We start from the raw sequence: 11,783 nt of genomic DNA, 5'->3' as shown, positions 1-11,783 counted from the left end.
GATGGCTGCCAGCATTGGTATTTTGTGCTACCTTTGGCGCCCATTGAAGATCAGTTGGTAGTGATGAAAGCCCTATCGCAAACAGCACCAGATAAGGAATTCGGACGTTTGCTGCGCCAATGGCGCCGCACGAGCGACATTAAACAGTCGCGTCTGGCCGATATTCTGGGTGTGACGCAGGCAACGGTTTCACGGTGGGAAAACGGCACACAACGCCCGGCCCCGCTACAATATGACCTGATTGATCAGATGATGACGCGCAAACGCAACTTCCGTCTGGATCAGGCGATCAAGCGACTTGTCACCCATTCCAATCAGCGTGTCCATCTGATCGAAGATCGATCGCACCGTCTTCTTTGTGCCTCCAATGCCCGTCAGGAAGAATGGCAACGTGATTGCAATTCGCTGATCGGGACGTCGCTTTGGCGTTTTGCCACACCGGAAATCGCCACGGCTGAAAAAAGCCTGCATGAGTTGGGCTGGCATGAAGATCAGGCCGATCATCTGACATTTCAGACATCGCGGCGCGATGGCGCACCAATGCGCATCGTCGATAGCTTTATCCTGTGGGAACGCTTTTTCCTGTCCGACGGGACGGCTGTGCGCCTGACCACCGGGTTTGATCAGGCACCTACGCATATCTGACGCGGCAGGGCATGGCCAAGCCCGCGCATATTTCATACGTGGATATACACAACCGTTTTCGGGTAGTTATAAAACGCAGCCTTTTGCTTTGCCGGTATTGGCATATCCGGGCTGAAAGAACGCCCCATAACGATATACAAATACCCCACGGAAACGCCCCATGCCGCCGATTGCAGCCATCATCATTCTTTACGGACTTGGATTAACCGCCTCGATGCAGGTGGGCCTGATCGGCCCCATCGCGCCTGATCTTCGTGCGGGATTTGGTCTGAGCCAGGCCGAATTTGGCCTTGTTGCGTCGCTGATTACCGCAGCCGGTGCGCTGACCGCCATTCCGACCGGCGTTTGGGCGGCACGTGCAGGTTTGCGTAAATCGCTTGTTCTGGGCTGCATCATGATGATTGCCGGGGCAACGATCTTTGCCACCGCCAATGTCGCGACCATGCTTTATGTCGGTCGATTGGTAACAAGTATTGGTTATCTTTTGATTGTCGTTGGTGCCCCAAGCTGGATGGCGGGCTTTAACAATCCCAAGCTGGTTGCGATGGCGATGGCGATCTGGGGCACGTTCATCCCGGTCGGGATTGCGATGGGCAACTGGGTTAGTGCGGCGATGGTTGTCTGGCTCGACTGGCGCTTGGCGGTTGCGGCCTGCACCGTGCCGGTCGTGATCCTGTTGCCGTTGCTTGCCATGATGGAAAAGCCTGCGGTAAGCACGGTTCGCAAATCGCTGATCGTTGGCGTAATGGGCGTTTTGAAATCACGCGCAGCCCTTCAGGTCGCACTCACCTTCTCGGCCTTTGCCGGTGCGACGTCAGCTGCCCTTGCCTTCATGCCCGCGATGCTTGCTGATCAGCTTGATATCGGTATTGCTCTGGCAGCAGGGATCATTGGTACCACCGCCATTGCCGGAAACATTGTTGGCAGTGTCGGGGCGGGTATGGTTTTGGGCCGCGACGTATCTGGTCGCGCGATCCTGATCCTGTTCCTGCCGATCATGTCGGTTGCGATTGGTACCCTTTTCATCAGCACCAGCATGTCGCTTAGCATCGCAGCCCTGATCATTTTCAACATCTGTCAGGGGGCTGTTGCCGGGACCTGCTTTGCGCTTTTGCCAGCCATTGCCAAAGGTGGTCTTTCAATGCCTGCATTGCAGGGCATGTTGGCCCAGTTTGCCGAGGTGTTTGTTGTGATTGTTCCGCCGATTACGGGGGCGATGATTGATCAGGATGGCTGGGCTGGTGCGGCGCTGGTTCTGTCTGGTTTTTACTTCGCCGGTTTCCTGATTTCGGTTGGCAAATCACCGCTCAGACGGCTGGCAAGTCGCCCGGCCAACTAGGACCTGCGTTTACCTATACGATACGATGGCTTGACCTATCCTGCGAAGCAGGCGACCCTCCTGCCCTCATACTTGGGCAGCGACGACTTCGCAGGATAAGGAAGCGGGATGCAGTGGATTAAGGCCATCTTTATCGGGACGATATTGATTGGTCTTTCCGTACTTGCGGGCTTTTTCATCTGGCTGGCCCCGGTGGGTGCGGGTTACAGCGCCAAAGTGATGTGCTCCGCCATCTTTGTGAATGGCCTGACATCGAGCCGCGCACGCGAAGAAGACGTTCTTGCCGATAACAACGTCCTTCTGTCACTCATCACCACCAATGTAGATTTGCGCAATCAAACCGTCAGCGCCCACGCATTCGGCTTCCGAAAACGGTTTGCTGTCTACCGCCCGAATCTTGGCTGTACCCTTGCCGATGATCAGGCGCATATTGCGCTGCTGCGCAACTCAACACCGGTCATTCGCCCGATCACGCCGCAACCACTTTTGACTGCGGCTCTTCCGGCCAATGTTGATCGTCGCGCGCTTAACAATATTCTGTTTGATGCGATGGATGAGCCGGGCGTTATCCCCGAACGGCGCACGCGTGCGGTCGTGATCCTGCATCAGGGCAAAGTGGTTGCCGAACGCTATGCCGAGGGCATTGATGCCGATACTCCCCTGCCCGGCTGGTCGATGACCAAAAGCGTGTTTAACGTTTTGATGGGCCGCATGCGCCATCAAGGCCTGATGCCCGATGTCCATGACCCGGTTCTGATCAATGAATGGCAAGCCCAGACAAACGATCCGCGCGCGGCCATCACCTATGACGATCTGCTGCGCATGAGAAGCGGCCTTGCCTTTGATGAAAGCTACTGGAACCCGCTTTCGGATGTGGTGCAAATGCTGTTCATCGAACCTGCAGCTGCGGGCTATGCGGTTGCCAAGCCGTTGGAGCATCAGCCTGGCGAAGTGTTTGGCTATAATTCCGGGGCCAGCAATGTGCTGTCTGCGGCGATCCGGAACCTGAGCGGTTCGCGCGCAACCTATTTAAACCGTCCGACCGATTTGCTGTTCCGACCGCTTGGAATTGATGATGCTGTGATCGAAACCGATCCGGATGGCTATTTCGTTGCCTCAAGCTTCATGCATGCCACCGCGCGCGATTGGGCCAAGATCGGCCAATTCATGCTTCAGGATGGTGTTTGGAATGGCGAACGCCTCCTGCCCGAAGGCTGGGTTTCCTATTCCACCCGACCGGCGGATGGTGACCCGAATGGCACTTATGGTGCGCATTGGTGGCTTGATCTGCCTGGCGGACGCGATGAAGACGGAAATCCGCGCGCCGATGCACCGACATTGCCAGATGATGCCTATTTCGCGCTTGGTCATGATGGTCAATCGATGAGCATCATTCCATCAAAGGATCTGGTGGTTGTCCGGTTTGGCATCACGCGTAAACGTGGCGCATTTGATCTGCGCAAATTCATCGCCGATCTGAACAATATCTTCCCGGACGCACCAACTGTTCCGGATGATATGCCACCAAGCGATGACATCAATTCCGATAACAGTGCAGTCGAGCCGTCAGACGGTTAAATCAGGCCAACGATAAAGCCTGCAAGCGCGCCAATACCCACCAATGCCCAAACCGGCACCACACGCCATTGCAAAACGGCAAAGGCAATGATGACGCAGCCGATATCAAACAGATCGTGAATAGCGCCGGTCCAGATCGGGTCATAAAGAACCGCTGCCAGCAATCCGACAACGGCGGCATTCACCCCCATCAGTCCGGCGCGCATGGATGGCACGTGACGCACGCGATCCCAGAAGGGCAGAAGCCCGACCACAAGCAGCCAAGCGGGCAAGAATATCGCGATCAGGGTAACAAGTGATGTCACCGCACTGATCATGACACCAGTGCCACCCGCCCCGGTATGAAGCGCTGCACCGAGATAGGCCGCGAAGGTAAAGATTGGCCCCGGTACCGCCTGTGTCGCGCCATAACCGGCCAGGAAAGTATCTGCATCGACCCAGCCCGGATCGACAACCGCATTTTGCAGCAGGGGCAACACAACATGCCCGCCACCAAATACCAACGCACCACTGCGATAAAATCCGTCGATCACGGCAAAAAGCCCGGTGCCATCAAGCTGTGCGGCGATAGGAAGGATCACCAAAAGCGCAAAGAACAGCACAAGGGCAACGATCGCACCCTTTGCCGATCGTACCGGATGGCCATCCATGCTGTCCGGGGCGGCTTGACCACGCAACAGGACAAAGCCCGCAATCATCCCGGCAATGATCACACCGAACTGGGCCAGAACCGTATCACTGGCGATCATGATGATGGCTGCAATAATGGCCATGGCTGCGCGCGGGACATCAGGACATAGGCTGCGCGCCATGCCAAGCAGCGCATGGGCAACCACCCCAACCGCCACAAGTTTCAGACCGCGGATAACGCCATCAACACTGCCAAGGTCAAAGCCGACAAACGCCATACCAAGCACAGCCAAAACAATGGCCGAGGGCATGGTAAAACCAAGCCATGCCACAAGCGATCCACGAATACCGCCAAGCGCCATGCCAATCCCCATGCCGACTTGCGAACTGGCAGGACCGGGCGCGAACTGACACAGGGCAACAAGATCGGCATAGCGCGCATCGCTCAGCCATTTGCGGCGCGCGACGAATTCTTCACGGAAATAGCTGATATGTGCGACCGGGCCGCCGAAGCTTGTCAAACCAAGACGCAGGAAGATCAGAAATACCTGCCACAGACCAACACCATCAGCAGGCAAAGACGCACCATTCGCATCTGATTTGGGATCGCTGCCCTTTTTATTTTCGACGGTCGGGTTCGACATTGCGGGTCATATCCCCATGATCACATGGCGCGTTTTGATTTTGCCTGACCATACGCAATCGCATCCAAGCGGCAAAGCCCAAAGCCCCCCCGCCACCATTCGTCATCAAACCATAACAAAACCCCTGCCACCGGGATCAACCAATGGCAGGGGTAAAAAGATCAAACTTTCTGGACACCTGATAGCAGGCACCAGCAGCGCTTAGCGGAAAGCAGGCTCGTCAAGCGAACGCAACTTGCGCGAATGGAGCTGGTTGACTTCCTGACGCAGGGTATCGATCGTATCAAGACCCACCTGAAGATGCTGACCAATCCGCTGGCGATAGAAGTTATTGGCCATGCCCGGCAGCTTCAACTCGCCATGAACCGGCTTGTCCGAAACACACAAAAGCGTGCCATATGGAACGCGGAAGCGGAAACCGTTCGCGGCAATGGTCGCACTTTCCATATCAACGGCAATTGCACGTGACTGGTTAAGACGACCAAACAGCTCGCTATAGCGCAGCTCCCAGTTACGGTTATCGGTCGTTGCCACCGTACCGGTGCGCATGCGTGCCTTCATCTCGCGGCCCTTAAGACCGGTGATTTTGGCAACCGAGTCTGCAAGGGCGACCTGAACTTCGGCAATCGGCGGAACCGGAATCCAAAGCGGCAGATCGGAATCAAGCACATGGTCATCACGGACATAACCGTGGGCCAGTACATAATCGCCCAGAAGCTGGCTACGACGAAGACCGGCACAGTGGCCCAACATGAGCCAGCAATGCGGACGCAGAACCGCGATGTGATCGGTTGCGGTTTTGGCATTTGACGGACCAACACCGATATTGACCAGCGTCACACCCAGACCGTCTTCACGGATCAGGTGATAGGACGGCATCTGTGGCAGCTGTTTGACGGCTTCACCGCTTTCTTTCCACGCTTTCGGTGCGTTTTTACGCACATGAACCTTCGGCCCCGGTTCGACAAACGCGACATAGGGGCTTTTGGGGTCTTCAAGCTGGGACTTGGCGAATTCGATGAACTCGTCGACATAGCGCTGATAGTTGGTGAACAGCACGAACTTCTGAAAATGCTCGGGCGCGGTTGCGGTGTAATGACGCAAACGGGCCAGCGAGTAATCCACACGTTCGCCAGAAAACAGCGACAGCGGCTTTGGCCCGTTATTGGCAACCGCAGCATAATGCACGCCATTGGCGATATCATCATCGGTACGGGCCAGATCGGGCATATCAAAGATCAGCTGCATCGGACGGATATCGGTCGGGCCAATGCTGTCGGTTGCGGATGCAACCAGGAACGGCAACGGGATCGGACGGTCCGAAACACCAACCACAACAGGCACGTCATGGTTTTTGAGCAGAAGTTCGATCTGCTCACGATAATATTCTTCAAACAGGTCGGGACGGGTCAGCGTCGTACCATAGACACCCGGATCGCGCGGTGCGCCAAATGACAGGGTACTTTCGACATGCAGTTTTTCCGGCGGCACCTCGATACCGAGATACGGATAATAGGCGCGCACAGGGGAAGATTGCTGACCCTGACCGAAACGGTCAAAGGCCTCTTGGACGGCATTGGCACCGGTCGCATAGATATCCTTGATGCGCGCAAGTGCCTTGTCAGCGTCGGTAAATTCAAACAGATCGCGTACCGATCCGTGGACTCCAGAAACCATATTGGATGCTCCTTTTTGTTATTGTTGTTTGGGTTCTTTCATCTGATCCAGGTGCGCGAAATCGCGCCCGATCAATAACAAAAGCCCTTGGAGCGAGAGATTTATCACCGCCCGCCCGCCTTCTGACAACCGAAAACTTTGTGACCTTTCTCAATCGGAGGGCGAATTCGCGATTTTGCGAAAATAAGCCAATTCCGATAAAGCCCGCTTTCCCGGTGGTTTCAGAAGGTTATGGTCTATATGTCGGATTTATTTTCAAGAATTCCAAATGACAGTTTTGATGCGCTGTTCATAACTTGGCCCAGGATCACGGCAATCTTTGGGCCGCGATGGGAAAGCAGATCCGGAATTCAGATAAAAAAAGTGCCGAAACCGGGGGACGGTTTCGGCAATTTCAGGGAGGTGCCTTAGACGTTGAGGGAAAAGACGGTCAACCCTGATATCGATCTTTATATGACCATTGGTCATTTAAGTCAAATCTATTTGACGCGCACCTTGTATGACGCCAGCGCATAACTAAGCTAATATGCCTGCGCTTTGCGCAATCGACTGCAATTTTCTAAGCCGCCGATGCGCCGCATCATCAAATGCCCAATGGTCACCTAAATTCACTTTACGCAGTCCACAGACAATTTCAGCAGCACGCGGGTCGCTTTCGACCAGACTTTCTATTTCCTTTTTTTCTTCGTCGTCATCAAGCGTCCCGCGCACATAGCCGAGAATGTCTTCCCTGCCATATATCGCAAGAACCGGGCTCATATCATGCGGCCTCCGCCACGTAACGCGATGCATGTTCGCGGGCTTCGATTTGACCAACAGACGCACGCAGCTTGCGGCGCGCCCGTCCGACACGGGATTTCACCGTTCCGATCTCGACCGACATTCGATCAGCAGCATCCTGATAGGACACATCTTCAACCGCGGTCAGCATGATGGCTTCGCGTTCCTGTTCCGGCAGGTCTTCAAGCACACGGTCCGCATCACGAAGTTGCAGACGGGCCATCTGATTGCTGCCATGACCATAGACATCACCAAGATCATCCCAGTCGACCTGCGGGCCGCGTGTCTTTTCGCGGCGCTTGCCGGAAATAAAGGTATTAAACAGGATCCGGTGCAACCAGGCCTTCAGACTCGTGCCTTCTTCGAACTGGTCCTTTTTACTGATCGCCTTAAGCAAGGTGTCCTGAACCAGATCCTGCGCCATATCCGTGCTGCCGGTCAGACGATATGCGTGACGGCGCAACGCGGGTACATGGTCTTCGATTTCATTCATCACTTGTTCAGACATCACAACCTCCTTGTTCGGATGCCCCAACCGTAACAAATGAAAATAATATTTAAAGTAAAATCGTATAGTTAACTTAGGCAATACAGTGAAGTCACAGCATATACACAACAACATCAAAACACATATGTGACACAATCTAGATAACTTCATTCATTTACATTATATACGGACTATAATTACTTTACATTACTTACACAGGTGACCGAAGATATGTCACCTCCGCAAGATAGTTGTTTTATGGAGGAAATGGCGGTAACGTCACTTACTCCAAAATTTTTGAACACATTGATTTTCAATGGCTTCAGGCGGTTTTGACACCCTCTGAAATTGACAGGAAACCCCACGTGGCAAGCCCGAAGAGAACAGAAAAACTCCAGATCATGCTCGATGACGAAGAGCTGAAGGTCATTGATGACTGGCGTTTCGAACATCGTATGCCGACCCGTGCCGCTGCCATTCGCGAACTCATTCGCCGCGGTTTGGTTGCCGAGGACATCGATGAACCCGATACCGAAGGCAAAAGCACCACTGATTTCCGCGTAGAACCGGAATAAAAAATCTATCTCCCCACGAAAAAGGCCCGGCAAATGCCGGGCCTTTTTCGTTTTCATCCGTCCTGACGTGAGCAGTTTTATTGATTTTGCCCATCAAGCTCGGGCTTTTGCCCTTCAAATATCTTGGCGATTCCCGCACCAAATCCCAAAACCAACACCCACAGTCCGTAATAACGAAGCGCGCGCGACGCAATAATCGCAATCAAGAACAACCAGATTGGATAGGACGCAGCCCCGGCCGCCAAGGCGGCGATTTGCATTGGCACAGGCGCAATACTAATGGCAAAGACCACCCAAAAGCCGCCCTGCTCAAACTTGGTTTCCAGTTCGTCAAACTGTTCCTGCCCGCCAGTCATGTCGATCAGCGGCTGTGCCAGATCATCAAACACAGCCCACGCCAACAGGTACAGGGCAACTGCACCGACAACGCTGCCAATCAGGGTCACGGTTGCGATGATGAAGCCGCGCGCACGCGATGCGGCCATGATCGGTGCAATGATCACCTCGATCGGAATGGGGATGATCGTGGTTTCCAAAAAGGACGCCACCGAAATCCCGCCAAGTCCCTTTCGGCCATCCGCAAGCCTGGACAGTTTCTGTTGCGCATATTGCCATCCACGCACGAGTGCCGATGATGATTTTTGATTTTGCTGCGCCATATATCGCGGTCCTTCCGCTTCGTATCCCCAGACAAGAACAGCCCGCCCATAACGGGCGGGCTGTCATCCTCGGACGTCATGTCGCCGAGTTCAGGTTGTGACGTCTTATTCGGCGGACTGACTGTCCGAGATAGCCTTCTGCGCATCTTCAAGCGCATTAAGCGTATTTACCTTCACGTCTTCCCACGTATCAGCAGAAGCATCCTTGGCGTCGGCCATGGCATCGCTCAGATCATCACTGGCGCTATCCCAGGCTTCTGCCAGCTCGTCAACGGCTTCTGCGCTGTCCTGCTTCACGCGGGCAGACACATCGTCATACTGATCGCCAAGCTGGTCTGATTTTTCATCAACCCATGCCAGGAAATCTTCCTTCTGCTCAAAGGTAAACTCCTTGGCTTCGTTATATTGGGTGGCAATCTTGTCACCGAGCTTGTCGGTGTCAGATTTCATCGCATCGTCGGTTGCCATTGTCCCGGATGTATCGCTTGATCCCGCATATGCAGGCGCTACCAGGCCAACAGACATAAGGACAGTACCAATCTTCAATACATTCTTGCTCAACATCACAACCTCCTTATTTGTGAAAGCGGCACGATTACTTGTGCGCTGCTTACCCTGAACAACGGTTGGTGCGAAAAGATGTTCCAATTGTGGTTATTTTATTTCGTGGAACCTTTGCCAAAAATGCGCGTTTTCAGGGAAAGCGTCCTACTTACGAAGCGGAACACAATGTGGCTATCAAAGCGCATTGATGTTCGGGGACGCGTAATAAGCAAAGGAGTTTACTTATGGCACATAGCAGTATGCAGACCGTTGCGAAGGAATTTCCCGTCGAAACCGGCGTGGACCGCAAGGATCGTCGCGAACTGGCCAAGATGCTGACCCAGATCATTGGTTCATCGCATGTACTCTATGCCAAAGTTCGTGGTGTTCACTGGAACGTTGTCGGTCCGGCCTTCTATTCGCTCCATAAAATGACCGAGGAGGAATATGAAGACCTCAATGACGCAATTGACGATATGGCAGAACGCATTCGTGCAATTGGCTTCTCGGCACCAACCGGGCTTAAGGAAATGCTGGAAAATTCCGTCATTTCTGATCAGACCAAACTTCTTCCCGCCAATGACATGGTCAAGGAGCTGGTTGAAGACCATGAAAAGATGGCGCGCCTGATCCGTGATGGTGTTGCCGCGGCAGAAGACGTCGAAGACGTCAAAACCGCCGACATGCTGACAGAACGCATCGGCGTGCATGAAGAAGCAGCCTGGATGCTGCGCGCGACCATTTCATAACCACATTTTGCTCGAAAGCTGGTGCAATGCGCACTGGCTTTCGAGCCATTCCTTTTACCTTTCCTTATAAGGGACCATCATTGTGAAAAGCTCTGATCTGACCGGTAAAGTCTGTCTTTTTCTGACCAAGGAAAAATTGCCTGAGGCATGGCGCGACAATGCGGCACTGCCGCTGCGCGAAGTGTTTGAAGATGCCGGGTATCAGACCGAGCTGACCCTTTGCGATGATCCCGACGCCATTTGCGATCAGATCACCAACCACACCAGTCCCGGCGATATCGTCGCCGTTGGCGGCGGTGATGGCACGATCAATGCCATCCTTGATGCGGTGATTGACAATAAGGTTGTTCTGATCCCGATCCCGCTTGGCACTGCCAATGATTTTGCCCGCACCCTTACCCTGCCCGATGATTTGATCGATGCGGCACGCGCATCCATTCATGGACAGATCAGGATGCTCGATGTTGGTCGCGTCAATGATCACAGCTTTATCAATGCTGCGAGCATCGGTGTGCCCGCCGATGCGCGCAAACGCATCAACCCGGATTTAAAACGTACCCTGGGCGCAATCAGCTATGCGGTTGCCAATTGGCAAAGCTGGCATGAAATGGATCCGCTGGACCTGTCGATTGCATGTGGCGATGAAGACGCCCTGAACATCAAACTGCGCCAATTGACCATCACCAATGGTCGTTACTTTGGCGGCGGCCTGCGCCCGAGTGAAACCAAAAGCCCGGAAGACGGTCTTTTGCATATGTTCGCCATCCGCGACAGTGTCGATACCCTAAGCGGCCTTGATGTGGCAGCAGGCCTTTTGTTTGGCTCGGTCGATGACAGCACCTATGCCATGACCATAGAATGCGACAGCATCACGGTCAAAGGCGAAGACGGCGCCCCCATTCTGGCCGATGGCGAGATCATTGGCGAACTGCCGGCAACATTTACCATCCGCGCAGGTGTTTTGCCGGTCTTTGCCCCCAACAGTTTTGTCGACCAAACCGATCAGGGTTTGGAGCCCAGCGATCAGGCCCCGCTGCCCCATCGCGCCCGGATCAATGACATTTTACGCGATAGTCTTGATTTCGCCCTGCGGCTTGAGGCGATCTTTCCCGTCGCACAAAACAGTGACCTTCGCGCACTGTGCCATGACGGCATACGTCATCTGCGTGACATTTGCCGCCAGCTTGAATTGGGCCTGCGCCCGCATGGCATCCCGTCCGCATCGCCGGATCCGGACCTGCATAGCCTTGAAGAATTGCGGGACCGTGTGATGGGCTGGCTACTTGAAGATGTCGATCAGCGCCTTGCCAACGGCCTGAAAGACCGAGCAGGACTTCTGGCGACCGAGATCGATGACCTTCCGGTCGATAAGTTACCTGATGATATCAAGACACCCATGCGTGGATTGGATCGGGTGATGAGCGATCTTAATCAGCGACTTCGCGACATCCTTAAAGCGCTTTAGAAACGACAAAGG

General features: G+C 54.1%; 12 protein-coding genes. 6 read left to right on the top strand and 6 right to left on the bottom strand.

Annotated features, from left to right (window positions below):
- Positions 1 to 63: 63 nt before the first annotated feature.
- From ACMZ66_RS09555 to ACMZ66_RS09545, 3 genes are all read left to right on the top strand, one after another.
- Positions 64 to 645, top strand: a complete 582-nt coding sequence (locus ACMZ66_RS09555) for a helix-turn-helix domain-containing protein (protein WP_416936758.1) — start codon at positions 64 to 66, stop codon at positions 643 to 645.
- Positions 646 to 805: 160 nt separating this feature from the next.
- Positions 806 to 1,984 (top strand): CynX/NimT family MFS transporter, encoded by a 1,179-nt coding sequence (locus tag ACMZ66_RS09550; RefSeq protein WP_416936756.1) that lies wholly within the window; start codon positions 806 to 808, stop codon positions 1,982 to 1,984.
- A gap of 108 nt (positions 1,985 to 2,092) precedes the next feature.
- Positions 2,093 to 3,562 carry a serine hydrolase domain-containing protein gene (locus ACMZ66_RS09545; protein ID WP_416936754.1) on the top strand — a complete coding sequence of 490 codons (1,470 nt, stop codon included), beginning with the start codon at positions 2,093 to 2,095 and terminating at the stop codon, positions 3,560 to 3,562.
- Here ACMZ66_RS09545 and chrA read toward each other — a convergent pair.
- The 4 genes from chrA to ACMZ66_RS09525 form a co-directional block, all read right to left on the bottom strand.
- Positions 3,559 to 4,836, bottom strand: a complete 1,278-nt coding sequence (chrA, locus tag ACMZ66_RS09540) for a chromate efflux transporter (RefSeq protein ID WP_416936752.1) — start codon at positions 4,834 to 4,836, stop codon at positions 3,559 to 3,561. The genes ACMZ66_RS09545 and chrA overlap by 4 nt on opposite strands.
- A 201-nt stretch (positions 4,837 to 5,037) precedes the next feature.
- Positions 5,038 to 6,513, bottom strand: coding sequence for an AMP nucleosidase (locus ACMZ66_RS09535; RefSeq protein WP_416936750.1), 1,476 nt, complete (start codon positions 6,511 to 6,513; stop codon positions 5,038 to 5,040).
- A 516-nt stretch (positions 6,514 to 7,029) separates the two neighbouring features.
- The gene (locus tag ACMZ66_RS09530; protein ID WP_416936748.1) at positions 7,030 to 7,272 is read right to left on the bottom strand and encodes a hypothetical protein; all 243 of its coding nucleotides are present in this window, start codon (positions 7,270 to 7,272) and stop codon (positions 7,030 to 7,032) included.
- A gap of 1 nt (position 7,273) precedes the next feature.
- Positions 7,274 to 7,801 carry a sigma-70 family RNA polymerase sigma factor gene (locus tag ACMZ66_RS09525; RefSeq protein WP_416936746.1) on the bottom strand — a complete coding sequence of 176 codons (528 nt, stop codon included), beginning with the start codon at positions 7,799 to 7,801 and terminating at the stop codon, positions 7,274 to 7,276.
- Between the two features lie 344 nt (positions 7,802 to 8,145).
- Here ACMZ66_RS09525 and ACMZ66_RS09520 point away from each other — a divergent pair, with 344 nt between their 5' ends.
- Positions 8,146 to 8,355 (top strand): hypothetical protein, encoded by a 210-nt coding sequence (locus tag ACMZ66_RS09520; protein ID WP_416936744.1) that lies wholly within the window; start codon positions 8,146 to 8,148, stop codon positions 8,353 to 8,355.
- A 77-nt stretch (positions 8,356 to 8,432) separates the two neighbouring features.
- Here the strand turns inward: ACMZ66_RS09520 and ACMZ66_RS09515 are convergent, their stop codons facing one another.
- Both ACMZ66_RS09515 and ACMZ66_RS09510 read right to left on the bottom strand, forming a co-directional pair.
- Positions 8,433 to 9,014 carry a YqaA family protein gene (locus tag ACMZ66_RS09515; RefSeq protein WP_416936743.1) on the bottom strand — a complete coding sequence of 194 codons (582 nt, stop codon included), beginning with the start codon at positions 9,012 to 9,014 and terminating at the stop codon, positions 8,433 to 8,435.
- 105 nt (positions 9,015 to 9,119) lie between these two features.
- Positions 9,120 to 9,578, bottom strand: coding sequence for a hypothetical protein (locus ACMZ66_RS09510; protein WP_416936741.1), 459 nt, complete (start codon positions 9,576 to 9,578; stop codon positions 9,120 to 9,122).
- Between the two features lie 224 nt (positions 9,579 to 9,802).
- Between ACMZ66_RS09510 and ACMZ66_RS09505 the strand changes: the two genes are divergently transcribed.
- Positions 9,803 to 10,306 carry a Dps family protein gene (locus ACMZ66_RS09505; RefSeq protein WP_416936739.1) on the top strand — a complete coding sequence of 168 codons (504 nt, stop codon included), beginning with the start codon at positions 9,803 to 9,805 and terminating at the stop codon, positions 10,304 to 10,306.
- A gap of 82 nt (positions 10,307 to 10,388) precedes the next feature.
- On the top strand, positions 10,389 to 11,771 hold the full coding sequence (locus ACMZ66_RS09500) for a diacylglycerol/lipid kinase family protein (protein WP_416936737.1): 1,383 nt from the start codon (positions 10,389 to 10,391) through the stop codon (positions 11,769 to 11,771).
- Positions 11,772 to 11,783: the final 12 nt, after the last annotated feature.

The sequence above is a fragment of the Thalassospira sp. genome (assembly GCF_048059015.1).
Classification (GTDB): Bacteria; Pseudomonadota; Alphaproteobacteria; order Rhodospirillales; family Thalassospiraceae; genus Thalassospira.
The sequence above is the reverse complement of the archived record's forward strand: the minus strand, read 5'-3'. Positions and strand labels throughout refer to the sequence as shown.

Coding starts and splice junctions, on each gene's coding strand:
- ACMZ66_RS09555 (WP_416936758.1), top strand. CDS start 64: ATGAAAGCCCTATCGCAAACAGCACCAGATAAGGAATTCGGACGTTTG.
- ACMZ66_RS09515 (WP_416936743.1), bottom strand. CDS start 9,014: ATGGCGCAGCAAAATCAAAAATCATCATCGGCACTCGTGCGTGGATGG.
- chrA (WP_416936752.1), bottom strand. CDS start 4,836: ATGTCGAACCCGACCGTCGAAAATAAAAAGGGCAGCGATCCCAAATCA.
- ACMZ66_RS09505 (WP_416936739.1), top strand. CDS start 9,803: ATGGCACATAGCAGTATGCAGACCGTTGCGAAGGAATTTCCCGTCGAA.
- ACMZ66_RS09545 (WP_416936754.1), top strand. CDS start 2,093: ATGCAGTGGATTAAGGCCATCTTTATCGGGACGATATTGATTGGTCTT.
- ACMZ66_RS09550 (WP_416936756.1), top strand. CDS start 806: ATGCCGCCGATTGCAGCCATCATCATTCTTTACGGACTTGGATTAACC.
- ACMZ66_RS09510 (WP_416936741.1), bottom strand. CDS start 9,578: ATGTTGAGCAAGAATGTATTGAAGATTGGTACTGTCCTTATGTCTGTT.
- ACMZ66_RS09530 (WP_416936748.1), bottom strand. CDS start 7,272: ATGAGCCCGGTTCTTGCGATATATGGCAGGGAAGACATTCTCGGCTAT.
- ACMZ66_RS09535 (WP_416936750.1), bottom strand. CDS start 6,513: ATGGTTTCTGGAGTCCACGGATCGGTACGCGATCTGTTTGAATTTACC.
- ACMZ66_RS09525 (WP_416936746.1), bottom strand. CDS start 7,801: ATGTCTGAACAAGTGATGAATGAAATCGAAGACCATGTACCCGCGTTG.